General features: G+C 55.2%; 20 protein-coding genes and 2 pseudogenes. 2 read left to right on the top strand and 20 right to left on the bottom strand.

The window, feature by feature from the left end:
* Positions 1 to 114: 114 nt before the first annotated feature.
* Positions 115 to 1,059: pseudogene (locus tag Tal182_RS25190) on the bottom strand (IS630 family transposase).
* Positions 1,060 to 1,206: 147 nt separating this feature from the next.
* Between Tal182_RS25190 and Tal182_RS25185 the strand changes: the two are divergent.
* A protein-coding gene (locus Tal182_RS25185) for an IS3 family transposase (RefSeq protein ID WP_094299120.1) occupies positions 1,207 to 2,396 on the top strand; the annotation gives its coding sequence in 2 pieces (ribosomal slippage) (positions 1,207 to 1,459 and positions 1,459 to 2,396; 1,191 coding nt in all).
* A 95-nt stretch (positions 2,397 to 2,491) separates the two neighbouring features.
* On the opposite strand, the gene Tal182_RS25180 is transcribed toward Tal182_RS25185, so the two are convergent.
* From Tal182_RS25180 to Tal182_RS25145, 9 genes are all read right to left on the bottom strand, one after another.
* Positions 2,492 to 3,772, bottom strand: coding sequence for a bifunctional 3,4-dihydroxy-2-butanone-4-phosphate synthase/GTP cyclohydrolase II (locus Tal182_RS25180; protein ID WP_037145498.1), 1,281 nt, complete (start codon positions 3,770 to 3,772; stop codon positions 2,492 to 2,494).
* 16 nt (positions 3,773 to 3,788) lie between these two features.
* Positions 3,789 to 4,022 (bottom strand): hypothetical protein, encoded by a 234-nt coding sequence (locus Tal182_RS32915; RefSeq protein ID WP_245344893.1) that lies wholly within the window; start codon positions 4,020 to 4,022, stop codon positions 3,789 to 3,791.
* Between the two features lie 23 nt (positions 4,023 to 4,045).
* Positions 4,046 to 4,309, bottom strand: a complete 264-nt coding sequence (locus tag Tal182_RS32910; RefSeq protein WP_245344892.1) for an NAD(P)H-dependent oxidoreductase — start codon at positions 4,307 to 4,309, stop codon at positions 4,046 to 4,048.
* A 360-nt stretch (positions 4,310 to 4,669) separates the two neighbouring features.
* Positions 4,670 to 5,068 (bottom strand): GFA family protein, encoded by a 399-nt coding sequence (locus tag Tal182_RS25170; RefSeq protein WP_009987854.1) that lies wholly within the window; start codon positions 5,066 to 5,068, stop codon positions 4,670 to 4,672.
* 11 nt (positions 5,069 to 5,079) lie between these two features.
* Positions 5,080 to 6,297: an LL-diaminopimelate aminotransferase gene (locus Tal182_RS25165; RefSeq protein WP_026188837.1), complete on the bottom strand. Its 1,218-nt coding sequence runs from the start codon at positions 6,295 to 6,297 to the stop codon at positions 5,080 to 5,082.
* A 77-nt stretch (positions 6,298 to 6,374) separates the two neighbouring features.
* Positions 6,375 to 7,544, bottom strand: a complete 1,170-nt coding sequence (locus tag Tal182_RS25160) for an ABC transporter substrate-binding protein (protein ID WP_016737432.1) — start codon at positions 7,542 to 7,544, stop codon at positions 6,375 to 6,377.
* A gap of 123 nt (positions 7,545 to 7,667) precedes the next feature.
* Entirely contained in the window at positions 7,668 to 8,789 is a 1,122-nt protein-coding gene (locus tag Tal182_RS25155) for an LLM class flavin-dependent oxidoreductase (protein WP_016737431.1), read from the bottom strand.
* 60 nt (positions 8,790 to 8,849) lie between these two features.
* On the bottom strand, positions 8,850 to 9,257 hold the full coding sequence (locus Tal182_RS25150) for a carboxymuconolactone decarboxylase family protein (protein ID WP_008534380.1): 408 nt from the start codon (positions 9,255 to 9,257) through the stop codon (positions 8,850 to 8,852).
* A 72-nt stretch (positions 9,258 to 9,329) separates the two neighbouring features.
* The gene (locus Tal182_RS25145; protein WP_008534378.1) at positions 9,330 to 9,839 is read right to left on the bottom strand and encodes a flavin reductase family protein; all 510 of its coding nucleotides are present in this window, start codon (positions 9,837 to 9,839) and stop codon (positions 9,330 to 9,332) included.
* 134 nt (positions 9,840 to 9,973) lie between these two features.
* Here Tal182_RS25145 and Tal182_RS25140 point away from each other — a divergent pair, with 134 nt between their 5' ends.
* Entirely contained in the window at positions 9,974 to 10,741 is a 768-nt protein-coding gene (locus tag Tal182_RS25140; RefSeq protein ID WP_004671535.1) for an SDR family oxidoreductase, read from the top strand.
* A gap of 464 nt (positions 10,742 to 11,205) precedes the next feature.
* Here Tal182_RS25140 and Tal182_RS25135 read toward each other — a convergent pair.
* The 10 genes and pseudogenes from Tal182_RS25135 to Tal182_RS25085 form a co-directional block, all read right to left on the bottom strand.
* Positions 11,206 to 12,390, bottom strand: a pseudogene (locus tag Tal182_RS25135) (IS256 family transposase); the annotation flags it as partial.
* 190 nt (positions 12,391 to 12,580) lie between these two features.
* On the bottom strand, positions 12,581 to 13,810 hold the full coding sequence (locus Tal182_RS25130) for an alpha/beta hydrolase (RefSeq protein ID WP_008534369.1): 1,230 nt from the start codon (positions 13,808 to 13,810) through the stop codon (positions 12,581 to 12,583).
* A 129-nt stretch (positions 13,811 to 13,939) separates the two neighbouring features.
* A complete protein-coding gene (locus Tal182_RS25125) occupies positions 13,940 to 14,629 on the bottom strand; it encodes a GntR family transcriptional regulator (RefSeq protein WP_016737430.1) in 690 nt (229 codons plus the stop codon).
* 119 nt (positions 14,630 to 14,748) lie between these two features.
* Positions 14,749 to 15,543 carry an N-acyl homoserine lactonase family protein gene (locus Tal182_RS25120; RefSeq protein ID WP_016737429.1) on the bottom strand — a complete coding sequence of 265 codons (795 nt, stop codon included), beginning with the start codon at positions 15,541 to 15,543 and terminating at the stop codon, positions 14,749 to 14,751.
* Positions 15,543 to 16,670 (bottom strand): zinc-dependent alcohol dehydrogenase family protein, encoded by a 1,128-nt coding sequence (locus Tal182_RS25115; RefSeq protein WP_004673287.1) that lies wholly within the window; start codon positions 16,668 to 16,670, stop codon positions 15,543 to 15,545. The genes Tal182_RS25120 and Tal182_RS25115 overlap by 1 nt, the downstream gene beginning before the upstream one ends.
* Before the next feature lie 12 nt (positions 16,671 to 16,682).
* Complete coding sequence (locus Tal182_RS25110; RefSeq protein WP_237350508.1) at positions 16,683 to 17,579, bottom strand: MBL fold metallo-hydrolase; 897 nt, start codon at positions 17,577 to 17,579, stop codon at positions 16,683 to 16,685.
* Between the two features lie 340 nt (positions 17,580 to 17,919).
* Positions 17,920 to 20,478 (bottom strand): EAL domain-containing protein, encoded by a 2,559-nt coding sequence (locus Tal182_RS25100; RefSeq protein ID WP_004673285.1) that lies wholly within the window; start codon positions 20,476 to 20,478, stop codon positions 17,920 to 17,922.
* Positions 20,479 to 20,910: 432 nt separating this feature from the next.
* Complete coding sequence (locus Tal182_RS25095) at positions 20,911 to 22,110, bottom strand: ABC transporter substrate-binding protein (protein WP_016737427.1); 1,200 nt, start codon at positions 22,108 to 22,110, stop codon at positions 20,911 to 20,913.
* A 184-nt stretch (positions 22,111 to 22,294) separates the two neighbouring features.
* The gene (locus Tal182_RS25090) at positions 22,295 to 24,808 is read right to left on the bottom strand and encodes a HAMP domain-containing methyl-accepting chemotaxis protein (protein WP_008534365.1); all 2,514 of its coding nucleotides are present in this window, start codon (positions 24,806 to 24,808) and stop codon (positions 22,295 to 22,297) included.
* 211 nt (positions 24,809 to 25,019) lie between these two features.
* Positions 25,020 to 25,769, bottom strand: coding sequence for an SDR family oxidoreductase (locus Tal182_RS25085; protein ID WP_016737426.1), 750 nt, complete (start codon positions 25,767 to 25,769; stop codon positions 25,020 to 25,022).
* Between the last annotated feature and the right edge of the window lie 266 nt (positions 25,770 to 26,035).

The following is a 26,035-nucleotide window of genomic DNA, read 5'->3' as shown; positions in this document are numbered from 1 at the left end:
TTTTGCGAGACTTTTCGAAAGACAAGACGGACCGCGATTAAATGCGATCCGTCGGAACAGCCGTGCTCAAGACGCCTGGCAGGGCCCACGCAAAAGCTCTAGAGTCTGTCAGGTTTATTTTGAACCATACCCTGCATGTCTGAGGTAGTTGGAGCACTCTTGGGGACTGAACGTCTTCAAGAGTTCTCCAATGCGTCTCCATGTTGTTTCAACGGTTCGTTCGTCTGCCTTTCTGACGAGTGTCTTGAGCTTTGCGAACATCATCTCGATGGGATTGAGGTCGGGGCTGTAGGGCGGCAGGAAGAAGAGATGTGCACCGACATCTCGGATCGCATCGCGGGCCGGCTTTCCTTTGTGGCTTCCGAGATTGTCGAGGATGACGATGTCACCGGCTTTGAGTGTCGGGACCAGACATTGCCGAACCCATGCGGTGAAAGCGATGCCATTGATGGGACCATCGAGGACGAAGGGGGCAACGATGCTATCGCGGCGTAAGCCGGCCAGGAAGGTCAGTGTCTTCCAATGACATGAGGGACTTCTGCAATGAGGGGCTCTCCCCGCTGACACCATCCGCAGGTGCGTGTCATATTGGTCTTGACCCAGGTCTCGTCGATGAAGACGAGACGGTCCGGATCAAGCCGATGCTGATGGGTCTTCCACCGCATCCGGAACCGGGCCACCTTCGGGCGGTCTTGCTCGCTTGCCACCAGCGTTTTTTTTGAAGGTCTTGCCTTCGCTGCGCAGAAAGCGCCAGACGGTGTCGTGAGACACGTTGATCCCCGCAGCCTTCAGGTCCGCCGACAGTGCGCGCACCGTCCAGTCGGACTTGACTTGTAGCCGCTGACGCACGGCGTCGGCGGCCGCACCCCTCAGTGTCGGTTTGACATAGCCGCCGATCTTCGCCGGCGCCAGGCCTTTACCTGAACGATCGAGCTGTCCGATCCGTACCGCTGTCGCAGCCGATATGCCGAACCGCTCCGCTGCGGCGCGAACCGTCATGCCATCATTCAACGCTGTAGCAATGCGCGTTCGCAAATCCAGAGAAAGAGGTCGCACCATCATCGCTGGCCTCCACACCAGCAATGACCTTGAATCACAAAATCAAAGACAAGGGAATCTCCGCACGATTCCGATTAGCGCTGATGACCTGCCACTGCGAATTTCCTCCAGAATTGATTAGAGTCCGGCCCATCAAAGGACGGACGAATGAAGAAGCAGAGATTTACCGAAGAGCAGATTATTGCGGTGCTGAAGGAGCAGGAGGCTGGTGCGAAGGCCGCCGACCTTTGCCGCAAGCACGGAATTTCAGAAGCGACGTTTTACAACTGGAAAGCCAAATACGGCGGCATGGAAATCTCTGAGGCCAAGCGGCTGAAGGCGCTTGAAGATGAGAATGCCAAGCTGAAGAAGCTGCTCGCCGAGCAGATGCTGGACGCAGCAGCACTCCGCGAGCTACTTTCAAAAAAATGGTAGGGCCTGCCGCCAAGCGTGAAGCCGTCACGCATCTGAAGGCCGTGATGGGTCTTTCGGAGCGGCGGGCCTGCCAGATCATATCCGCCGACCGCAAGACGGTGCGTTATCGGTCCTGCCGACCGCCGGAGGTGGCGCTGCGGGCAAAGCTGCGTGACCTTGCAAACGAGCGTCGGCGTTTCGGCTATCGGCGACTGTTCGTCCTGCTTCGACGGGAAGGAGAGCCGTCCGGCGTCAATCGCATCTACCGGCTCTATCGCGAGGAAGGGCTTTCCGTTCGCAAGCGCAAAGCCCGGCGGCGTGCTGTCGGCACGCGTGCACCGATCCTGGTCGAAGCGAAGGCCAATGCCCGCTGGTCGCTGGATTTCGTTCACGACCAGTTCGCTTGCGGAAGGAGGTTTCGCGTGCTCAACATCGTCGATGACGTGACGCGCGAATGCCTGGCGGCGATCCCGGACACCTCGATCTCCGGTCGTCGCGTCGCTCGCGAACTGACGACGCTGATCGAACGGCGCGGCAAACCGGGGATGATCGTCTCCGACAACGGCACGGAACTCACTTCGAATGCTATCCTTGCCTGGTCAAAAGATCATAAGGTCGAGTGGCACTACATCGCGCCGGGAAAGCCGATGCAGAATGGCTATGTCGAGAGTTTCAACGGGCGCATGCGCGACGAGCTGCTCAACGAAAGCCTGTTCTTCGGCCTCGACCATGCCCGAAGCGCCATTGCTGAATGGGCCGACGATTACAACCACTTCCGGCCGCACTCATCGCTCGGATACCAGACCCCGGCAAGCTATGCCGATACCATTGCCGCAACCGGCTCCAACGCTGCGCGAGATGAAAGCTTCGCGTTTCCGCCGGTTGCTCACACCGCGCCACTTGGCGTATTCAAAACCGCCGGGGCTCTAATCGCTGCTGGATGAAAGTTCGGTGGCAGGTCACTGACAGACTCTAGGACTCTGCCGGTCAAAGGCGGCCCCCTACAATCACCGGCAGGTAAGTGGCGAGGGCGGCTCCGTTATCCAAGGGGTCCAGAGAACACCTGCGCGCCAAACACTGAAAAGACGTTGTTCCGGCCGACGTGTTCAGCTGACGTGTCCTGGTCCAACAGGTGGCCAAACCGATCGCGCTTTGTCTTAAGATAAGTGATGTTGGACGCGCTAGATGCGGCGATCAGACTCTGGCGAGACGACACGATGACGCCTGACGTTCGCAGCGCCTCTATTTTTGTAGGATTGTTGGTCAGAAGCCGAACGCTGCCGATACCGAGGTCGCGGATGATATCCGCCGCTGCGTTATATTCGCGGGAATCAGATGCGAAGCCGAGTTCCCGATTTGCCTCAAGAGTATCACGACCATGATCCTGCAGGCTGTAAGCCGCAATTTTGTTTCCTAAGCCAATGCCACGCCCCTCTTGCCCACGCATGTAGATCACGCAACCAGCGCCCGCTAACTGGACCGCCCGAAGAGCCATTTCGAGCTGTTGACCGCAGTCGCATCGCATGGACCGGAACGCCTCACCTGTCAGACATTCAGAATGCACCCGTACCAGAACGTCTTCCTTCTCGCACAACTCGCCAAGTGTCAAAGCTAAGTGTTCCGTTCCCGTCAAACTATCGCGATAAGCAATTGCCTTGAAATCCCCAAACCGCGTTGGCATAAAGGACTGCGCGTAACGCTTTACCCTCGTATCACGACTCCTGCAGTACTCAATCAAAGCGTCGATCGTTACTATGTGCAGGCCATGTTCGATTGCGAACTTCTCGAGATCTGGCAGTCGAGACATGGTTCCGTCGTCATTGGCGATCTCGCAGATTACGCCAGCCGGCGCCAGGCCGGCAAGTCGTGCAAGATCCACGGCAGCTTCGGTGTGGCCAGGACGGCCCAGGACACCGAGACGATTTGCACGCAAAGGAAAAATGTGACCCGGTCGCGATAAGTCTTCCGGCCGCGTCTGCGGATCGATGAGCGACTTGACGGTTGCTGCTCGATCTTCGGCTGAAATCCCTGTCGTTGTGCCGTGTTTGCAATCGACGGAAACGGTAAATGCCGTCTGCAGTGAGTCCGAATTACGTGTGACCATCAGGGGGATCTCGAGTTTGTCGAGACGTTCGGCTGGAAGTGGCACGCAGATAAGGCCTCTCGCATATTTCATCATGAAAGCGATGTGCTCAGCTGTTATTTTTTCGGCAGCAACGACTAGGTCGCCTTCATTCTCCCGGTTTTCGTCGTCGACCACGATAACCATCTCGCCCGCTTCGATCGCCTCGATCGCCTCATCTATGCTCGAAAAAGACATGGAATCCTCCTCCTTATTATGGGCTGACGGCGCGACGCGCGGCATCGAGCTCTCTGTCGACAAGCGCGCGCAGGTTCTCAGAAAGAGCATCGTTCTGAAAATCTTCATCGAGAGCGAAAATGAAACGGCTATGTATTTGCGCTTCGAAAAAGTCGAATAAGGCTTCCATCGAGGCTTCGACGAGCGGCTTGTGACTCGATGCTTTACCGGTTGCAAAAGGGATCACATAGCGGCCCTTAAGCGCTTTCATGTCGACAAGGTCGAATAAATGCTTCAGCAACCCAGTGTAAGAGATGCTTTGTAGACCGGACTACCAACAACTAGCACGTCACTAGCCAAAATATCGTTGAGTGCCGCTTTAACAATCTCAGCGGCGCTGGAGGGCAACACTGTTGCCCCAAGGTGCGGATGAAGGTCGACAAGGTCCCAGCAGCTTGCTTCGTTGCCGGACGCGCGCACCCGATCCACCATGAAGTCTGCTACGGCCCGGGTTTTCGAGGGGCGCGATAAATTCCCCGTTATCACAACAACTTTCATGTCACAGGACTCCCAACATTCTCGCATAAGACAATCTTACAATTTTCACTCACACCGCAATGGAGGTCGTTGAGGACCCGTGGGGGCAAAAATAGTCCTGCGGTGTCCTGAGCCCTCACAACCCGTAATTTCCCAACCTCGAAGGCTGGATTGCTTCGCAGAAGTCTTCTGTCTCGTACGACTTTATTCTCTCAATGGGTGGGCTCGCCGTGCAAACGCACCTACTGTCTGCAATCCCTGCCGCTTTTACCGACCCAGCACGTTTGCGTTAGAACCTCCTGGACACGGAATGAGGCGTTGCCGCTTGATATACGGTCGCCGTGGCTCCACCTCAGTTACGACAGGTAGTATCCCGGTCACTTACGGGAACTCTGGTGAGCTTGCCTTCGATGGATCATGGGCGAGCCAAGGTGCCGCATGCGATACCCATACGTTTGACATCGGCACACTTCCAGGATCGGTATCGAACGTGCCGGCTCTAACGACTTTGAGCTCCGGGCTGGCCGGCCGCTCCGCATAAACGTGCGAGCCACATACCGAACAAAACCACCGCAGCTTTCCAGGCGTCGATTCGAAGCTATGAAGCGTATCTTGGCCTGTAAGGATCTTGAAGTGCTCGCTTTTCACCTTCGCAGCGGTATTGTGATCAGCGGCGTGTGACTTCCGGCATGTTTGACAGAAGCAATTCCACATGGGTCCATCAATTTCCTGAACCTGGTACGTAACCGCTTTGCATTGGCATGATCCGAAGATTGGCATCGGGTATCCTTTCACTGATTCATTACGTTGATTTCAAATTTCTCGTCGCCGCTAAGCCAGCGTTTGATGTTGCGCGCAGCCTGGCGGATGCGGTGTTCGTTCTCGACGAGCGCCAGACGGACGTAGTCGTCGCCCATTTCGCCGAAGCCGATACCCGGTGCAACGGCGACGTCGGCCTTCTCGACCAGCAGCTTGGAAAACTCCAGCGAACCGAGATGACGGAACTTTTCCGGGATCTTCGCCCAGGCGAACATGGTGGCGGCCGGCGGCGGCACGTCGAAGCCGGCCTTGCCGAAGCTTTCGACCATGACGTCGCGACGACGCTTGTAGACGTTGCGAACCTCCGCAATGTCGGAACCGTCGCCGTTCAGCGCATGGGTCGCGGCCACCTGGATCGGCGTGAAGGCGCCGTAGTCGAGATAGGACTTGACGCGGGTGAGCGCCGCGATCAGCCGCTCGTTGCCGACGGCAAAGCCCATGCGCCAGCCGGGCATGGAAAAGGTCTTCGACATCGAGGTGAATTCGACCGTCACATCCATTGCACCCGGCACTTCGAGAACCGATGGCGGCGGAGCGCCGTCGAAGTAGATCTCGGAATAGGCAAGGTCGGAAAGCACGATGATGTCATGCTTCTTGGCGAAGGCGACGACGTCCTTATAGAAATCGAGCGTCGCGACGAGGGCCGTCGGGTTCGACGGATAGTTGAGGATCAGCGCCAGCGGCTTCGGGATCGAATGCCGGACCGCCCGCTCCAGCGGCGGGAAAAAGCTCTCATCCGGCTCAACCGACATGGAGCGGATCACGCCGCCCGCCATCAGGAAACCGAAGGCGTGGATCGGATAGGTCGGATTCGGGCAGAGGATGACGTCGCCAGGCGCGGTGATCGCCTGCGCCATGTTGGCGAAGCCTTCCTTGGAGCCCAAGGTGGCGACCACCTGGGTATCCGGGTTGAGCTTGACGCCGAAGCGGCGGGCATAATAGGCGGCCTGGGCACGGCGCAGCCCCGGAATGCCCTTGGAGGAGGAATAACGGTGGGTGCGCGGATCCTGCACGACCTCGCACAGCTTGTCGACGATCGACTGGGGAGTCGGAAGGTCAGGGTTTCCCATGCCGAGATCAATGATATCGGCGCCGCCCGCTCGCGCGCTTGCTTTCAAACGGTTGACCTGTTCGAAAACATAAGGCGGCAAACGTTGAATTCTGTGAAAGTCCAGCACACTATTTCCAATCAAATCGCAGATACCTCCCGCGCCGATTATAGAAACCGACGCGGGAGGCTGGGAGGTCTCCTTCCGGAGAACATTCATTACTTCTTCGGCCGCCAAGCTAACGGATCTTCAGGACGTTCGAAGTAGTTTGCAGCGACGTCTGCAGGCCACCAGCCGCTGTTCTTCGGCTCGATCCAATCCGTGGAATTGGGATCGCAATCTTCCTTCAGCACTTCCTTCACGTCATCAATGGTGTAAGGAAGCGCAGGACGAAGAATCGACTGGATCTTTGGTCCCTGGCCTTCGAGCGTTCGCATCATGACGTCCCACACAAGGCGGGCATCAGACCGCGGCGGCCAGAAATGGAAGCTCTTGCTTATGAAATCAGGGTTCTTACGCCAGTAGCAGGCTGCGGAAGCCTCACCCCCGAGCACGATAGGCATCATGTCGCGGCCGGATTGCTGTACTGCGTTCACGACACCGTTTTCTGAAGCGGACTGAACGAGAATGCCATTAACCTCAGCAAGATTGGTGGCAAGAAACTTCTGAACCTCAACCTGGGCGACCTGGTCGGTCCATTTGCCAGCTATCGTGCCTACAATTTTGATACCGGGGAATTTATCGAACGCGTTCTTCGCGCCGATGTCGAAGCTGTCCGATGATGCGAAACCGGGGATGCCCGATACCATCAGGACGTTGCCTTTTTCACCGATTTCCTTGGCAAGCCATTCAGCAGCCTTGTAACCACCGTCGGTGTTATTCTCTGTGGCATTGATTGCGTAGGGTGATGTGACATAGCCCGAGACTGAGAAGACTGGCACGCCTTTCGAATGAGCATACTCTATGGTCTTGTTAAGTGCGGTAATGTTCGAGCAGCAAATGACGATCGCATCAACACCGTCGTCAACCATCTGCCGCATCTGCTGGATTTGGACAGCGTCTTTGAGGTCAGACTGCGTGACGATTAGATCGGAGACTAGGCCTGCTTCCTTATATTTCGGAAGCAATACGTTGGTGAATTCGTCCAGGATGTTCGCGCGCCAGGTATTACCGGCATATGTGGATGCATAACCAATTTTCCACGGCGGTGGACGTTTTGGAACAAAATCCTTGTACACCGTCCCCCCGAGCGGAATGGCGGGATCGATATTCTCGTAAAGCGCCTTTTGGTCCGGCGGCAACGAATCGAGGCCGTCAGCCTTCGCCACGCCGTTCATGTGATAAAGGCTCGACAGCGTAAAAAGCGCTGCAACGATTTTCTTCAGCATTCAGGGCCTCCTCCCCTTGTGGTTCCGCTCAACCGCCGGCCCCTTTGGCCGCCAGCCGCGAAAATCCTGCCAGAATCTGGCAGAGTTCGTGTCGGGACAGCAATCGCCGTCCCGAGGACTGGTTCAGTTGCGCAGACCGGCTTGCTTGAGCAGCGGCATGACACGGTCGTTAAAGAAGGGAAGTTCCTCGTTGTAATCGACCATTGTCAGCAAGGCGCCGTTGACGCCTGTATTGCTGAGATCCACGAGCTTGTCGGCGACTTGTTCTGGATTGCCGACGATCGGGTATCCACCCCAGCCAGCGACGAAGCGTTCCTTGAATTTTTGATACATTTCGGCAGAATGGTTTTGAGATTGCACCTGCAGAACTTCACAGATGTTCTCGCATGCCTCCCAGTCACCCTTCTGGTTGACGTAGTAGTCGTAGTATTCCTTTGCTTCCTTCTCCGTTTCGCGAACGATAACGGGGCAAGCTGTGAATGTGCCAAGATCACGGTTATATTCATTACGCGCCAGGTCCTTCACCTTTTTGACCCAGGCAGCGCCGGATTCCATGTCTTGCATGAAGCCGAAGTTGAAGTCGCAGAACTTGGCGGTGAAATGCAGTCCCTTGCCCGAGGCGCCGGCGCAGATCAGGAGCGGGCGACCCGCCTTGTTGTAGGGTTTGGGTTCACTGAAGGCGTCTTTGACTTTGAGGAACTCGCCTTCGAAGGTAACGCCATTGCGTTTCCAGAGCGTCTCGACGATATCCATCCATTCAGTGGCGTATTCATAGCGGGTGTCGTGCTCCATCATAGGAACTCCGAACATTTCCATTTCGGGAGTGAACCAGCCGGTAACGAGATTGAGGCCGTATCGACCCTTCGAGATGTGATCGATTGTTGTCGCCATCTTGGTTGCAACAATCGGGTTTAGCGTCGGAATGTGAGTCGTTGAGAAGAACTGGAGCTTCGTGGTGACCGCCGCGAGAGCGGCCGCCCAGGTGAACGTATCCATGTTCACGCCATTGAAGTTTGAAGGACCGCCAAAACCACGCCAGCGTGCAATCGGCACCATGCATTCCCAACCGGCTGCCTCAAGCTTCTTTGCAATCTCGACGTTGTGGTCGAAGGTAGGTTCGAACGTTGTCTCAGCGAGCGTAATCGCGCATGCATTCGAGCAATTCGTGCCAAATACGCCGAGCTTGAGCTTGTTATCATTGAACATTGGGTTTCCGGCAGCGCGGAAATCGTCTTGTGCGGTCACTGTAGTCCCTCCTCGGGCCGGCAACGGATGATGCTCAGCCCACTCAAATGCGTTGAATAACTAGATGCCCATCTCGTCGAAAACTTCCGCTGCCACGCGGAAGCTGTCGATGGCCGCAGGAACACCGCAGTAAATCGAAACCTGGAGGAAAACCTCCCGAATTTCCTCTTTGGTAAGACCGTTGTTGATTGCTCCGCGAACATGCAGTTTCAGCTCATGCGGACGATTGAGGGCCGAAATCATCCCGAGATTGAGGATGCTGCGCTGCTTGCGCTCCAGGCCCGGCCGATTCCAAATTGCGTCCCAGCAGTATTCCGTGACGAGGGTTTGCATCGGCCAATTGAAGTCGGTGGCTTTGCTGACCGACGCATCAACATAGGCCCCCCCCAAGACTTCACGCCGGGTCTTTAGTCCGCGCTCAAAGCGCTCTGTGACTTCACGTCCATGAATTTCTCTTGCGGGTGCCATATTGCTCACGCTTTTCTCCTTGCCGCCCTTGGGCTTTCGATGAGTGATGTGATTGGTGGTTAAAGCCACCTACTATGCGGCCGATCCACTGATGGACGACGACCTGACGAGTTGACCGTTTTCGTAGAGAAGCGGCGCGATTGACTCGATGAACCGTGCTTCGAGCACTTCTCCGAGCACAACATCATGCGTTCCAACGTGAACGACATCTTTTAGCTTGCAGACAAACGCCGCCTGCGCATCGGACAGGACCGGCATGCCGTCGAGAGACAGCCACTCGCCGTAATGAAAGCGCTCTTCACCCTTCAATTGCCCACTGAACAGCGGCACAAGATCGGCATGTGAAAGATGCAGCATGTTCACGGCGAACTTCCCGGAGATCTTCAAAGGCTGATTCACCGAAGCCGATTGGTTGATGCAGACAAGAACAGTTGGTGGGTCCGCGGTAACCGACTGGACCGCGGTGGCGGCCATGCCATGACGGACCCCGTTGAGTTCGGTCGTGATCAAGCAGATGGTTGATGTGAACCGACGCATAGCTGCCTTAAAAGCCAACTGCGCCTCAGTGCTGGTATCGGCCATATTGTCCTCCCACGGCCAAATTCGATCGAGCCTAGATAAACAGATCAGCAGACAATCTGTCAACCGGATTTTCACAATTGACAGATTGTCTGCTAAAATGTCTTCTAAGGCACCCAAAAATGAGGAGATGGTCGATGGATTTGAATCAAAGGGTTTGTATCGTCACAGGGGGCGGCAGCGGCATTGGTCGTGCGACCGCCGAGCTTTTCGCAAAGAACGGCGCCTATGTGGTTGTTGCTGATGTCAATGAAGACGCCGCGGTTCGTGTGGCGAACGAGATCGGCTCGAAGGCTTTCGGTGTTCGCGTCGACGTCTCGTCCGCCAAGGACGCGGAAAGCATGGTTGAGAAGACGACCGCAAAGTGGGGCCGGGTCGACGTGCTCGTCAATAATGCCGGGTTCGGAACGACGGGGAATGTGGTGACCATTCCTGAAGAAACTTGGGACCGGATTATGTCCGTAAACGTCAAAGGGATCTTCCTTTGCTCAAAGTACGTCATTCCTGTTATGCGACGGAACGGCGGAGGTTCGATCATCAATACGACTTCCTACACCGCAACCTCAGCAATCGCGGACAGGACTGCCTACGTAGCATCGAAAGGAGCAATATCTTCGCTGACGCGCGCGATGGCCATGGATCATGCGAAAGAGGGAATTCGTGTCAACGCGGTCGCTCCAGGGACAATCGACTCTCCTTACTTCACGAAAATCTTCGCCGAAGCGAAGGACCCCGCGAAGCTTCGCAGCGATTTCAACGCCCGTGCCGTCATGGATCGGATGGGGACAGCTGAAGAGATTGCTGAAGCAATGCTTTTTCTTGCGTCCGATCGTTCGAGGTTCGCGACCGGTAGCATTCTGACGGTCGATGGCGGCTCCTCGATCGGAAACCACCTGGTCAAGTGAAGGAAAGGGCGGCACTCGTCATGCCCTTACATTTGAGGCAGGAACACCGGGTATAAGGCTCCAGCCTCGTTGATCATTGACGTGTTCCTAACCCGTCAATGACAGCACAGAGCTGTTGGCCTAGGCGCAGCTCTTGTCGGACTTGCGGCACGCTCCAGCAAATATGATAGAGAAGGAGAAGGACTGCCGGCGACAACTAGATCTAACAGCGGAAACTGGATCAAGGACATTTCGCAATTTTTGTCGAATAACCCCACGATGTCGGTCAGATGACGTCATGCGAGTGCCGACCTTCCGGAATAGCCGCATGCTGGTTCCGAATGCCCTCTATCGCAACGCTGTCGGCATAAGTTTAGTCCGGAATACAAGGTGATACGATCGTGTCCCGGGAGGTGGTGTAGGTCGCGGCTGATGGCCGTGCTTTCCCGACATGGGTCGGAAGGGGATATCAGCGTGCCACAGCGGGGCAGGCTGATTTGGGGATCATCGCTCATTTGGGCCATGGTCTCAAGCGTCATATACCTGGCGCGTTGAACGGCCCATTCGTCATTCTGTTCGAGCAGCAATGCACCGACGAGACGGACGATGGCTTCGTCGTTCGGAAAGATGCCGGCGACCTCGGTGCGTCGCTTGATTTCGCCGTTGAGACGCTCAATTGGATTCGTCGAGTGTAGCTTTGCCCGGTACTCTTTCGGGAAGGTCATGTAGGCGAGCACGTCCTCTTCAGCGTCGTCCATGATGGTGGCAAGCTTCGGCACTTTCGGCCTGATTTGATCGGCGACACTGCGCCATTGTGCGCTTGCTGCCTCCGGGGTCTCCTGGGCAAAGGCCGTCGCGATGAAGGCGGATACGACCCGCCTGCCGCTCTTTCCAGCATGCGCGAGCACGTTCCTCATGAAGTGAACCCGGCACCTTTGCCAAGTGGCATTGAGAACCTTGGTGACGGCGGCCTTGAGACCTTCGTGCGCATCGGAGACAACAAGGTTCACACCACGTAATCCTCGACGTGTCAGCCTGCGCAGGAATTCCGTCCAGATCGGTTCGGCCTCCGAGGTGCCAACTTCCATACCCAGGACCTCGCGCCGACCGTCACTGTTGACGCCGACCGCGATAATGACGGCGACTGAGACGATGCGGCCGCCACGCCGGACCTTGAGATAGGTCGCGTCCACCCAGACGTACCGCCACTCACCTTCAATCGGCCTGTCGAGGAACGCCTTCACTTTGACGTCGATCTCTTCGCATAGGCGGCTCACCTGGCTTTTGGAGATGCCGCTCATACCCATGGCCTTGACCAAGTCGTCGACAGAACGAGTCGAGATTCCCTGGATATACGCTTCCTGGATAACGGCCGTCAGAGCTTTCTCTGCCATCCGACGCGGTTCAAGGAAGCTCGGAAAGTAGCTGCCTTTGCGCAGCTTCGGAATGCGAAGCTCGACGGTGCCAGCCCGCGTCTCCCAATCGCGGTCACGGTAGCCATTGCGTTGTGCGAGCCGCATCGAGTTCTTCACACCGAAGTCTGCACCCGTAGCCGAGCCTACTTCCAGCTCCATCAGCCGCTCGGCAGCAAGGCCGATCATCTCACGCAACAAATCTGCATCGGCACTCTTCTCAACAAGGGAGCGCACGTTCATCATGTCATTGGTCATCGGTGATCTTTCCGTCAGGTTGGTCTTGAACAACCCGACCCTAGCGGAAAAACACTGATGGCCGCCCGCAAAGCCGATCACCCGCTACAGCGCAACGAGAAGCGCGCGGGCGCTCGGCTTTACTCCCTACCATCACCTACGCCACGTACTGGGACACGATCGGTAAATGGCCAACGCGGTTGCTTTGTGATCAGCCGTTATCTTCGACGAACCGAATAGCGTCTTGCAAGAAGCTCCGGAAATAGTCAGGATTTTCGCACATCGGAAAGTGCCCAAGCCCCTCCATAACGACATGACGGCTGCCAGGAATGAGGGCCGCTAGCGCTGCTCCGTCTGCAGGCGTCGCAGAGTAGTCATAGGTCCCGGAGAGAAGAACGGTCGGTGTTCGCTTGGCATCAATCTTCGGACCGACGACGGCACCGTCGAACTCGTCGCTGTAGAACGAAAGATCGCCGGGATAAACTCCAGGAGCACCCTGCGAGTAGATCCAACTGGCGCGGCGTCGCTCTTCTTGCGGGCTGAGCGGGCTCATGATTCCGCGGACATAGGCTGAGTTATGAAGCGACCCATGAACGTTGACGTTGTGTTGAAAGGGGTTGCGACGGCCCTTTGACTTCAACGGCGGCTCGACCGCAATTACACCCATTAGACGTTCCGGTCGCTCCGCCGCCAGCACCATGCACATCGCCGCGCCCATAGATCCTCCAACGACGATAGCTCTGTCTCCGACGAGCTGGTCGAGTATCGCCGTGCACCAGGTCAGGTAGAGATCCGTTGTGAGTTGATAGGGCGAGCCGTCCCAAGTTAAAGGAGGCATCGAACGTCCGTGAAACGGCAGATCAACTGAGATCAATCGGTTCGTACGCGCAAACCCAGTGTCGGAGAGTTGCGGTAGAAACTGACGGCCGTCTGCGCCAGCCGTATGGAGGAAAAGGATAGGAGTTCCTGCACCGGCTTCCTCGTAAAAGATATCGTGTTCTACGCCGCCGACCTCTACCCGCTTATAGCGTCCGGTGACCTGTTCAATATTTCGATCGACCTTCGGCGCAACTAGGGGCGGAGACGCTACGACGATCTCGAACAGTCGCTCCAGAGCGGGACGCGCTTGAGCGATTGCTACGGGCGAACCAGATAACGTGAACTCAGGGTTAGCGAGTTGAAAGGCGGTGAACGAATGGTAGGTTGCCGGCGGCGGCACCTGCATAACCTTTTCCCAAGCTCCTTCTGGGGCACTCAGTATGACGTCAGCATTTTCGTCCGCGCCGTCCAGTGCGACTATCCCGCCTCCCACAGCAAGTGATGACTTTTCTGGTCCAACTTGCAACGAGATCCGTGTTGTAAGACCTGGGGTCAGTCGCGGTAGCTCCGGATCTTCGATCGCCAGGGTTACGCGTTTAATCAGCTCGGCATGGGCGCCCATACGTCCTCCCTAACAAAATGATGTTGTTGGGAAGCCGCACTTCCTGTGTCTCACCTCCCATAAGAGAGGTAAGCAGATTTTCAGACAATCTGTCAACCTTAGCCGTCGCCTGAACTTCGTTTTGTGGAACTACTCGGAGGTTTCGACGGGGTTCTTGCTCAAGTAGTCCAACGCCACCTTAGCCGCGATTTCGATATGGCGCTTGCAAAGCGCGGCTGCCCTGTCGCCATCACGCAACGCAATAGCGGCCGCAATCTCTCTTATCTCGAAAACGCTGTTCTGCAGCCGCCCTGGCTGGGTCATCGATGTCATCCGCAACAATGTGACCCGGTTGTGCAACGACGTGAGCATTTGCTTCACAAACACGTTCTTGCTGCCGGTCATCAAACAATCGTAAAAAGCGGTCTTGGCTTCGATGATCCGCGTTCCGGAACCGCTCTTGGCTGCGGCTTCGAACGCTTCCACGGTCTCGAGGAGAGCAACGATCTCTTCATTCGAACCGTTCTCGGCGAACTCCTGGCCGGCAAAGCTTTCAAGCAGCGCGCGTACACTATAAAGCTGCCTAGCCTCCTCGTAGCTGATAGTGCTGACAACCGGCCCCCGATGCGGATAGCTAGTAATAAGCCCTTCAGCTTCTAACTGGCGCAGCGCCTCGCGAACTGAAGTTCGGCCAACCCCGATGAGTTCGCACAACTCGCGCTCCACCAGCCGCTGCCCGGGCTTGAAACGGCCACTTGAAATAGCCTGCCGGAGCTTATCCTCAACAAGGATTCGAAGAGAGGCGTTTTGACGTGTAATCTGGAGGTCGATCGTTCCCATTCACAACAAACCTTCGATGAAATTTCTAGTGACGCACAGAATCAATATACTGCCGGAGCGTTTCGTAGGACAACCCGATTGTCTGCAAACAGCAAAAATTTCAATCGGTTTATTGTGGGTCACAGGAGAACTCTAGCGAACTGGAGGTCTGGCGCAAGGGGAGAAAATTTCTGTAGCACCTCAGGGTCATGACCCGGAATGATGAGTCCGTTTGCTCCGGCAAGGACGCGGAGCTTGTTGTAACCCTCGATTACCTCTAGGTAATCTGCAAACAGGGGAAACGCGCCGTCATTTTCAAGATAGTGCTGGAAATGAAGCGCGTCGGAAGCGATAACCAGCAAAGCGCCGCCTGTTGCCACCGTAACAACTTGCAAACCTTTCGAGTGACCGCCAACCAGATGCACCCTGCATCCAGGAACAATTTCCCCATCCCCATCATGGAACCGTACCCGTGACTGAAAAACGAGCCGGACCGCGTCGACGACACCTTCTGTAGCAAAAGGCCGACGCATTCGCTCATGGCACATACACCGCCCCGTTCCATACGCCATCTCCCGATCCTGAATGTGAAAAGTGGCGTTAGGAAAGGCCGGGAGGTTTCCGGCGTGATCGTAGTGCAGGTGTGTCACAACGACATCAGTAATTTCGCTGGATTTGATGCCAAGGCTGCTCAGTGCTGCCACCGGATGGATCAAGAGGGTCCGCCCTCTGGCCGCGCCCTCTCCGGCTTCGAAACCAGTGTCAACAAGAATTAATCGGTCCTCGAGACGGATCAGCCACACGAAGTAGTCGATTTGTGATGGACGATCATGAATGTCATCCGTCTCTAGTATCAGGTCACTTACTGGTCTTTGCGCGGTGCCGTAATGGATGGCGAGCACTGTCCACTCGTTCAAGAGAATTCTCCCCGCCATCAGTCCATCAAGACTAGGTGTCGATTGATCTCGGCCCTGTCAAGACGGTCGAAAACCTCATTGATCTCATCAAGGGGGCCAGTGCTCGACAGCAATTTGTCCACTGGCAGCTTACCTTTGAGGTAAAGGTCGATATAGCGGGGTATGTCGCGCGATGGCACGCAGGAACCCATATAGCTGCCCTTGATCGTTCTCTCCTCTCCGACCAACGGCAAGGGCGAAACCTCGAAACGGGAATTTGCGCTGGCCAGTCCGGCCGTAGCGGTCATCCCTCCGCGCCGGGTAATCTCATATGCAAGCTCGAATGCCTTTTTGGATCCAGCCATCTCTATCGCGTAGTCTACCCCGCCGCTTGTCGCGCCTTTTACTTGGGCAACAATATTCGGCGAGGTGGCCAAAAAAGTCTTCGTCGCTCCCAGCTCCTTGGCAAGATCCAGCTTCGCTTGGATTAGGTCGATCGCCACGATATCGCTTGCACCGCTCGCAACAGCGCCAAGTATCGCCGAAAGGCCTACGCCGCCGAGCCCGATTACCGCCACACTACGGCCTGGGCGGACCCCACACGTGTTCATCACAGCTCCAACGCCGGTCATAACGGCACAGCCGAAGAGAGCAGCTGTCGCCAAATCGATATCTTTGGTCACTTTGACTACCGAGCTCGCCGACACGACAGCATATTCGGAAAACGCAGAAACGCCGCTATGGTGGTTAATTTCGTATCCTCTCAAACGGATGTGCTTGCCGCCGGATAGAAGCGTTCCTGCAGCATTGGCCTGGTAGCCCGGTTCGCAGAGGCTGGCGCGGCCTTCAGCGCAATATGAGCAATGGCCACAAACCGGCAGAAATGACATGACTACATGGTCACCAACCTCAACCTTCTCGACACTCGGTCCGATTGCTGCGACGACGCCAGATGCCTCATGGCCTAGAGCGACTGGAAGCGGACGCGGTCTGTCCCCATTGATTGCGGACAGGTCAGAGTGGCAGACACCGGCAGCCTTGATCTTGACCAACACCTCCATGGGGCCAGGCGGCGTCAGTTCCACAAGCTCAATCTTAAGAGGTTTCGAATTTGAATAGGGCTTCGGCAGACCCGACTCCCTGAGGATTACCGAACGCATCTGCATCTTTGAGATTCCTTATCGATGTGCAAGCAACTGCATTGGAGAGGGGATATAGCGGAATCCGTCTCCGTTTCGCACCACATGCCCGGCACCTGGCCATGCGAAGTGATAGGACATTACCGCAATGCGATCTGTCGCCAGCATATCAAGCACGCGCGTGCGGGATCTAGCTGACAGCTTCGGGTCCGTGTCGTATCGGAATTCCATCATCGGCCTCTCCATCAACAGGATATGATGGTGCGTAAGGTCGCCGAGAAAACAGAGGCGATCGTTTCCCGACTGCAGCATAAAACAATGATGACCGAGCGTGTGGCCGGGGGCCGAAATCGCGTGAACGCCCGGCAAGAACTCCTCGCCGTCTTTGAAAAAGAAGGTCCGATCCTTGTGGGGAAGCAGGTTTCGCCGAGCGTTATCGATTTGAAATTGAAATGAAGAATCGATCGACGACCCGTCCGTCCAGTCCGTGAAGTCTCGCTCACTGATGAAGATGTCGGCGTTCGGGAAATTTAACCTTCCATTGGCATCGCACAGACCGCCGATATGATCGATATGGGCGTGCGACAGAACCACCGCATCGATCTCCGTCGGATCTCGACCTGCCTCTCTCAGGCTTGCTAGGAGCCGACCTGTGGTGGGCCCGAAAGCTTTGGAAGACCCCATCCCGGTATCAAATAGAATTGTTCTTCCATTTATCTCAACAAGCGGCACGTTTTGCTCGAGTACAACTTTGTTCGTTGGCAGGAAATTGTCCTCTAGCATCAGGCTGACCGTGCGTGGCTCTACCCCCAAGAAGTTCAGGCGAGGATCTCCTAGCTCTAACGGCCCGTCGGACAGTACCGTGATTTTTCCATCGCCAAATTCGAACGGATAAAAATACGGAAGCTTGGCCAGGTGATGCATACTAAGAGACACTGATTTTCCTCCCATCAGGTGCTTGGCTACATTTTTGGCAGATTGTATGATAATCTGTCAAATATTTTTGAAGAAAGCCATATCGAGAGCGACTGCCTTGCTTTAGGAGCCGGTGTACCGCGTTTTCCCCGGCCTACCGAATGCCGCGCAGTAGGAGCAGAGCATTCGAGAATGCGGCTCGCGGGGCCGCACAACGCATGGTCGTTGACCCAGCGTTGCCCCCTGTTCCGCGAAAAACCGCAGACATTCAGAGATTGACGAGGCTCAAGTTGAGTTGTCTCACAGCGCGCACCGCATCACCGTCCATCAGACAGGTGACTTTTTCCCATATTCGCGCTCATCATCGCGAAGCGGCGTAACGATCTGAAACGAAGCCGGTGGCGGACGCGCGCACCCAAAGAGCGATCAATTCCATCTTCGGCAGGGCCTTGCTGTAAAAGAAGCCTTGCGCCGAACCGCATCCGTTCGCTGCGAGAAATGCTGCCTGCTCGGCGGTCTCAACACCTTCCGCCACCACGTCCTGTCCAAGACATTGTGCAATGGACAGAATCGCTTTGACCAATTCTTCGTTCCTTTTGTCCGAGCTATTTATGAATGACCGATCGATCTTCAGCGTGTCGATCGGGAAGCGGGCTAGATAGTTGAGCGCCGAGTAACCGGTGCCAAAATCATCGATAGCAATCGAAAATCCCATTTGACGCAGCTTAAGAAGCGTCTGCAGGGTCTCGCCCTTCCGATCGAGAAGCAGACTCTCCGTGATTTCGATTTCGATCCATTCCGCGCGGCAACCGGTTTCACCGAGGATTGCAGCGATCTCGTTTACCAACCGTGAGCATTGGAATTGCTTACCCGAAAGGTTGACTGCAATCTTGTGCAGGTGGTGGCAATCGGCGTTCAGCTCCTTCGCCGTCTTGCACGCTTCACGCAGCACCCATCGCCCGAGTTCAACGATCAGCCCGGTATCCTCAGCGACCGGAATGAATCGAACCGGCGGAATCATGCCCATCTCGGGATGAGGCCATCTCAACAACGCTTCCGATCCTATCATAACGCCGCTGTCCAGAAGCACCTTGGGCTGGTAGTGCAGCTCCAATTCTTCGCGCTCGATAGCGCGGCGCAATTCAGATTCCAACTGCATGCGCTCCTCCACGCCCACAGTCAAATCCTTCGAATAAAAGCGAAAACTGTTTCTCCCCGAGCGTTTGGCAAGATACATCGCAGAGTCGGCGTATTTCACCAGATCGTTGACATCTGTGCTGTCGTCGGGCGAGATCGCGATGCCTACACTGCATGACACGTAGACTTCCTTGCCATCCAATAGGAAAGATTCCTTGAATCTCTCGAGGATCGAGCACGCAACCCAATCGAGATCGTCGGTTGTCTGGATTTCCGGCAACAGAATCGCGAACTCGTCGCCGCCGAGACGCGCAACCGTGTCGAGATCGCGGACAGATTTCTTAAGCCGGGTAGCGACCTGGCAGAGTAGTTGATCACCCACAGGGTGACCCATCGTATCGTTCACGACTTTGAAATGGTCGATGTCAATCAGCATTACCCCTGTCCGCCGACGTTGAGACGACGCGTCACTGACGACCTTTTGCAATCGCTCGTTAAACAGCAAGCGGTTCGGCAAAGAAGTCACCGGATCGTAAAAGGCCATTTGCCTGATTTTTTCCCGCGAGGCGTTCAGTTCCGTGACATCGCGAGAGACCCCGAGGACTCCTGTAACCTCTCCCCCGGCGCCGAGGACCGCAAGTTTACGTGTTTCGAGAAGAATGGACTGACCGTTCTCCGGGGAAACCACCCAATTCTCGTCGATAAGTATGCCACCGGCTTCGATCGTGGCCTCATCAGATTTTCCGGAAATGTGAGCTCTCTCAGCCCCGAACAATTCAAGGTCCGTTTTTCCAACGACCTCCGCCTCTGATTTCCCGGTCAGCCGCTCAAATGCATGATTGCACAAAAGGTGTACGCCATCGACATTCTTTACCCAAACCATGTCAGGAATGGTTTGCAGCACACTTAGCAATTGCGTCCGCACGGAGTTGATGGCGTCTTCCGCCTGCCTTCGTTCCGTGACATCACGCGAAAATGCCAGGAGCGTGGTGGCGGCGTCAGGATCGGCGCTTGGTCGTCTAGCCACCGACAACTCGAACCATCGGGTCTCGCCGTTTGGCAAGGATACGCTAATGCATCGACCGTAGGCAACTCCTTCACTGCTTGCAGTTCGAAGCGCCTCCATTGCAATAGCCGCTTGATCAGGCGCAAGAACTTGGTCGACCGTCCTACCCAGTAGCATTTCCCGCTGCTGGGCTAGTAGTTCGGGATTTCTGGTCCAGACCTGAAGATATCGCCCATCCTCGTCGACCTCAAACAGAACGTCTGGAATAGCGGTGACGATCCCTTGGGCTAGTTCGAGAGCGTTTTTGAGTTCCTGCTCCGCCAACTTGTGTTCGGTTATGTCGATGATAACGCCAATCAGACCCGCGGGCTCGTCGTCGTGACCTCTGAAAACTGCCTTGTTGCAGACAACATCCAGGATGGCGCCGTTTGCGAGAGCGATCTTACGCTCGGAGACTTGGGCTCCACCCCTTTCAAGAAGGCCTTTCTCTTCAATAGAATAAATTTCCGCCAGTTGCGTTGAACTGAGATCAAAATCTGTATTCCCGATGATCTCGTCGCGCGAGCGACCGAGGAGATCTTCGAAAACCTTGTTGCAACCGACATAGCGACCGTGCAGATCTTTGAAGAAAATTGGGAGGGGCAACACGCCGATCAATGCTTCAAGCAGCGCTCCTCGGTCGGCTGAGGTATCATGATGCAGCGCTTCGTCTCTCCGGCGATTGCGCCTTTTCTGAAAAAAGGAGCGTTGCCAAAGCGGTTGTAAAGTCGAATTCATCGTGAAGCTCCTTACCGAGGGCCAAGACAGGATGCATCATCCATCCGATCAGGAATTCCGGGAACGCCACCCAAATCATTCGAGCAACAAATTGATGCAGATATGTCAGTAAGGCGTCGAACCGCGCGTCGGCCTGAGCCGGATAGTGCGATCGGAAATGAACTTTGCTTTCACATTCGAAGCAACAACCTTCGCGGCAGCACGTAGATTGATTGGCGCAATGAGTATGTTGTCCCGTTTGGCGAGAGGAGGGCCGGAGGAAGAATGCTACCGCGGAGCAAATATGTTCGGGGGAACCGGATCGCTTGTCTCATGTCTCCTGAGGCGACCCGGGCATTTCCCAATTTGAACTGTCATTCCTTAGCGCAGCCTACCTTGCACGAGAGCCGATCATGAAGGCACCGCATTCCACACAGACCCCGCATGCGATCTTCAATTGGCCGGCTTCCAGGAGAGCGGATCCGCTGGGTTATCGAAATATTTAGCAGCAGCGCTGGCAGACCACCAAGCTGTATTCTTCGGCTCGATCCAATCCTCAGAGTTAGGATCGCAATCAGCTGGCAAATCCGCCATTACATCCTCTATGGTACTGGGAATTGCTGGCCGCAGGATTGTCTGAATTTTGGGGCCCTGTCCCTCAAGAGTTCGCATCATTACGTCCCATACGAAACCCGCCTCAGAGCGCGGCGGCCAGAAATGAAAACTCTTGCTTACGAAGTCGGGGTTCCGTCGCCAGTAACAGGCTGCCGAAGCTTCGCCCCCTAGAACGATTGGGATCATGTCGCGCCCGGACTGGCGCACCGCGTTGATAACACCATTCTCAGCTCCCGACTGAACGATAATACCATCAATTCGACCGGGATTCGCTGCAAGGAATTTTTGCACCTCGGCCTGCGCGACCTTGTCTGTCCACTTCCCGTCGACATGACCTACGATCTTTATCTCGGGATAATACTCCAGAGCCTTCTTTGCGCCGACGTCAAAGCTGTCCGAGGAGGCAAAGCCGGAGATCCCCGAAACGAGAAGCACATTGCCACTTCCTTCGATTTCTTCAGCGAGCCACTTCGCCGCCTCAAACCCGCCTTGCATGTTGTTCTCAGTTGCGTTGACGGCGAACGGCGATGTTACGTAACCAGAGTACGAGAACACAGGCACTCCTTTTGAATACGCATACTCTATCGTAGGATTAAGCGCCGTGAGGTTCGAACAGCAGATAATAATTGCATCAACGCCGTCGTCTACCATCTGCCGCATCTGCCTGATCTGGACAGCGTCTTCAAGATTTGACTGGGTGACGATGAACTCGGAGACCAGCCCCGCTTTCTTGAAAGCTGGAACAATCTTGTTTGTGAACTCATCAAGAATACTCGCACGCCAAGAATTGTCAGCATATGTCGATGCGTACCCAATTTTCCACGGCGGTGCTCGCTGTGCCTTAAACGTGCGGAAGACAGATTCACCTGTAGGCAACTTTGGATCGAGCAACTCGTAGGTTTTTCGTTCCTCCCGCGGCAATTCCGTAAGGCCACCGGCGGCCGCTACAGAAGGGATCACCAAGCCGGTGATTAGAATAATGGCTCTTGTAATTTCACGTATGCGCACGGATTTGATACCTCTCGTGTCTCTGAGCATTGCAAAGCAGTTGATCTCTTGAAGGTTGATCGGCTCTAGGTGGGTTTTTTACAGTCAGACGGGCGGCGAAAGGGAGACCAAGAGCCTAAGGCCGGATTTCGCTTCCGTAAGCGGATTTCCCTTCAGTAGAACGCCGCTATCACAGTGGCCATCCGACGCGTGGCAGTCTCGTTCGATGCGCAGCTTACGCCACTAACCTAACCCGACGCGTCGACTTATCTTCGGTCAATTTGAATGAAGCGAGCCGCTCGCTGAGTTCGTTAGTCTGATCCGAGAGAGTCTTTGCCGCGGCATTTGTCTGCTCGGCCATGGCAGCGTTTTGTTGTGTTCCCTGGTCAAGTACATTGACGTTATTGTTGATCTCGGCGAGGGACGCCGCTTGCTCGCGGCTCGAATTGACGATTTGATCAATCCGATCGGAAATCTTCAAGATCGACGCCGTTATGTTGTGTAACGCCTCACCTGCTTTCCCCACGTAATCTGAGCCGATCGCCACCTCCGAAGAGGATTCCGAAATCAGGTGGCGAATCTCGCGGGCTGCAGCTGATGATTTCTGGGCAAGTTCGCGCACTTCCTGGGCTACGACTGCAAAACCCTTTCCGGCATCTCCAGCACGAGCCGCCTCGACACCAGCATTTAGTGCCAAAAGATTTGTCTGGAACGCAATCGTATCGATCAAACCAATGATTTGGCCGATCTTGTGGGACGCGTCTTCTATTCTGCCCATTGCGTTGATCGCATCGGTCACAATGGTTGCCGCACCCTCGGCGTGTTCTTTAACAACGGACACGAAAGCCTGGGTTTCATAGGCATTCTCGGATGATTTTCTGACCGTGACCGTCACCTGTTCGACGGCGGCCGCAGCCTCCTCCAGTGAGGCGGCTTGCAATTCAGTTCGCCGCGACAGATCATCTGAGGCTTTGAAAAGCTCGCTGGTTCCCCATTGAATTTGATTGGTATTCTCGTCGATATGAGACACTGTCTCTCTCAGGATCGAAAGCGAGTGATTGAAATCGCGCCTCAGCGGCTCAAGATTGGGATGGAATTGGCGGTCAATTTCTTGAGAGATGTCGCCACGCGCCAATCGAGATAACGCCTCTCCTAGAATGGTGACGGCAGTTGCGACCTCCTCCTCCATCTGAGCGCGTTCGCGTTCACGATCCATCCGCTCCTGTTCAACGGTTTTCCTATCGGCTTCCGTTCGTGTCTCGATGTCCATCTTCGAGACAGCATTTTCACGGAAAACCTCGAGTGCGCGAGCCATTTCACCTATTTCGTCTCTCCGGTCACGTCCGACAATCTGCGATCGAAGATCGCCCTTTGCCAGCTCTTGCATGCGCTTCGCGATCCGTTCGATCGGGGCGCGAAGTGTCGCCATCAGGCCGGCGCCAGCCGCCAAGGCTACCAAGACGCCGGACACTGTGGCGATAGTTGACAGCAAGCGGGCAAGATTGCTTTCATTGCGAGCATCGTTTTCCTGAGTTGCTGCAAAGGTTACGAGGTTTTTCCAGATCTCCTGGCCGGTTTTGTCCGCCTCAGAATATTGCGCTTGGCGGGCTTCCGCTATCTTGACCAGCTTCTCTGTGTTCTCTTGGATAGAATCCACCTGGGCGAATAGATCTTCCTGCATTTTATCGAAGCCAGATATCGAGCTGGCAACGCCTCCAACTGCCACGGTGTCACGCGCCAATTTTGTAAGTTGCTCAACGAGGCGCTGCTGATTCTCTGCGTTGGCTGTACGGAACAGGTTATTGATTTCGATTTCGATCGAATCGGCGTCCTGGCCGATCGTTGTCGCCGTCGCAACAAGCATTTCGGAATCCGTCAACGCTTTATCCAACGCCCGGATCGCATTTGTTCCTTCAATCATGTGCTGGATCGCATCCACTCGCAGGTTCGTCGCAAAGCTCTGTAGGTCAGAGCCGGCAAGCCGTGTGGAAGGGTCGACAAATTCGGGGTTGGCGATTAGCTTGGCGATAGTCCTCTCAATTTTAGTAACGGCCTGCTCGTCAGCAGTCGAGACTACCCGCTTGACTGTTTTTAGCGACTTTTTGATCACAAGCCCTTGCTGGGCGACAGTCGGAGGCTGCTTCGCTCCGTCCGGCAAGCTCACCAAGTCTTCCGCCATGTGTTGCATAACTGATGCCGTATCGAGTGAGCGGGTAGCCTCCCGGAGCATGGTTTTCCCGGAGTTCTCCTGATTGCGTACTTGTGAGCGCACATCAACCGCAGCCAATTTAAGGGCGCCTCCGACCTCCTTGATCTTCGACAAGTTGGAAACAATGTCGCTGCGAACGGATTCCTCGTCATTATGCAAAGACCACATGCGGCCGATGCTGCCCGAGATAACGGACATTGCCGATACACTGTTTTCGAGCGCACCAGTTTCGCTCCCGCTACCTGCCGCCGCTTCCTGGAGCGACTGCATGGTTGCGCTCTGCCCGTTTAAACTTGTCAGCGCCTCATCTCGGTACTCCGTTGAGCTTTGCGCCAAAAAGCGGTTCATGCTTTCCGCGACACTTCGAAACCCGCTCAAGGTCTGAAGAACCTCATTTGAAAGCCGAAGACGAGACTGAAGCAAGCCAGTTGCTTTTAAGCCGACCCCACCAACTGCCGCCAATATCAGGATCAAGGGTACAAGTACCAATAACACCTTTGCTCTTATGGTAAAGGTGGACAACAGGCGATCGACGAACATACTTACCTCCAAAGGGCTCAAACGGTGCTGGGGCCTCGCTTTTGGAATAGTAATGTTTGAGCCTGAACGAACATGGATAAGAGTTTCACTAAAACAATCGAAACTTTTTTACGTGTTGTTAGGATTTGACCTCTTACCCATTGCGTCTTTCGAGAAACTTAACGGAAGGTTAATACCTGCAGATTTGCCGGATCAGAACGTGTGAGTGGATCTATCTGCACCGAGGATCGATCTCCAGCACGTTCCCTGTCAGCTTTCCGGACAGTTCCGAATTCGCCAGGAATTGCACGGCGTGGATCACTGTTCGAAGCACGTCATTTTCGCTTGAAGACGTAGAGTTCACATCGCTGGCGTGTACAGCATTTATCCTCAGCCCGGAACCGAAATATTGCCTAGCAATTGCGGAGGTAGTAGTGCGCAACGCCGCTTGAAGGACGGCTTCTGCTTCCAGCGAGGTCGTCTCTTCGAACCATGCGACGTCCACTACGGCAAGCTCCGCGCCCTGAAGTCGAGAGCTAAAGGCACCTGTAACTCTGATTAGATTGGATACGGCATCAAGCCCCAGATTCGCGCTGGATAGCAATCCCGTTACAGTTTGGGTTGTTTCATTTCTGCGGAAAACTATGTTCACCAGAACGTCGACCCGTCTCCAGCGCAAATACACCTGGTCAGCCATTGAGTTGACGTAAACGTCTCTGTTCGGGTTGACTTTGACCGGTAAAAAATTGTTTCCCTGGCCTTCAGCCAGGGAGGCGAAGTCGGCGGGATTGGCGTCGCCTACGGCGACCCGATAGCCTTTTTCTATAAATGAGCGCGCCAAACAAAGACCAACAGGATTTGACGCGCCTATCAAGACACAGACTTTTTCCCCAGGAGAAATGTTGGCGTCACTGTCACGTTCAACCAGTACCTCGGTCGATGGAGTATGACACGCCTTGTGAGTCAGAGACGCTTGTATCACGCGCCGGTCGCCGCTTCCGGCAGATTAAGAAGGTCGACAATTTGTGCATTTTTGGCCAAGTTTAGCACTTATAACTCCCGGTCCGTCGCTGCGTCTCCCGCGAACAAGCAATGCGCAGGCGATATAGTAAAATTTTTGTCCGACAATCTGTCAATTCCTTTTTGCGATTTTCGGCGGACACATGTCGAGACCGGCGTCATTTTGAGGCCTCATGCCCGCAATGCCGTAAGCATCGGTATTCCGACACCCGGTTGAGTTTGATGTGG

The organism is Rhizobium sp. TAL182 (genome assembly GCF_002117725.1).
Lineage (GTDB): Bacteria > Pseudomonadota > Alphaproteobacteria > Rhizobiales > Rhizobiaceae > Rhizobium > Rhizobium esperanzae.
This window is presented reverse-complemented; position numbering and strand designations above follow the sequence as displayed.

Bases quoted from the DNA above. Each gene is read 5' to 3' on its own strand.
- Tal182_RS25120 (WP_016737429.1), bottom strand. From the start codon at position 15,543: ATGGCGGGGAGAATTCTCTTGAACGAGTGGACAGTGCTCGCCATCCAT.
- Tal182_RS32915 (WP_245344893.1), bottom strand. From the start codon at position 4,022: ATGAAAGCGCTTAAGGGCCGCTATGTGATCCCTTTTGCAACCGGTAAA.
- Tal182_RS25140 (WP_004671535.1), top strand. From the start codon at position 9,974: ATGGATTTGAATCAAAGGGTTTGTATCGTCACAGGGGGCGGCAGCGGC.
- Tal182_RS25160 (WP_016737432.1), bottom strand. From the start codon at position 7,544: ATGCTGAAGAAAATCGTTGCAGCGCTTTTTACGCTGTCGAGCCTTTAT.
- Tal182_RS25100 (WP_004673285.1), bottom strand. From the start codon at position 20,478: ATGAATTCGACTTTACAACCGCTTTGGCAACGCTCCTTTTTTCAGAAA.
- Tal182_RS25095 (WP_016737427.1), bottom strand. From the start codon at position 22,110: ATGCTCAGAGACACGAGAGGTATCAAATCCGTGCGCATACGTGAAATT.
- Tal182_RS25130 (WP_008534369.1), bottom strand. From the start codon at position 13,810: ATGGGCGCCCATGCCGAGCTGATTAAACGCGTAACCCTGGCGATCGAA.
- Tal182_RS25170 (WP_009987854.1), bottom strand. From the start codon at position 5,068: ATGCCAATCTTCGGATCATGCCAATGCAAAGCGGTTACGTACCAGGTT.
- Tal182_RS25150 (WP_008534380.1), bottom strand. From the start codon at position 9,257: ATGGCACCCGCAAGAGAAATTCATGGACGTGAAGTCACAGAGCGCTTT.
- Tal182_RS25145 (WP_008534378.1), bottom strand. From the start codon at position 9,839: ATGGCCGATACCAGCACTGAGGCGCAGTTGGCTTTTAAGGCAGCTATG.
- Tal182_RS25090 (WP_008534365.1), bottom strand. From the start codon at position 24,808: ATGTTCGTCGATCGCCTGTTGTCCACCTTTACCATAAGAGCAAAGGTG.
- Tal182_RS25180 (WP_037145498.1), bottom strand. From the start codon at position 3,772: ATGTCTTTTTCGAGCATAGATGAGGCGATCGAGGCGATCGAAGCGGGC.
- Tal182_RS32910 (WP_245344892.1), bottom strand. From the start codon at position 4,309: ATGAAAGTTGTTGTGATAACGGGGAATTTATCGCGCCCCTCGAAAACC.
- Tal182_RS25115 (WP_004673287.1), bottom strand. From the start codon at position 16,670: ATGCAGATGCGTTCGGTAATCCTCAGGGAGTCGGGTCTGCCGAAGCCC.
- Tal182_RS25125 (WP_016737430.1), bottom strand. From the start codon at position 14,629: ATGGGAACGATCGACCTCCAGATTACACGTCAAAACGCCTCTCTTCGA.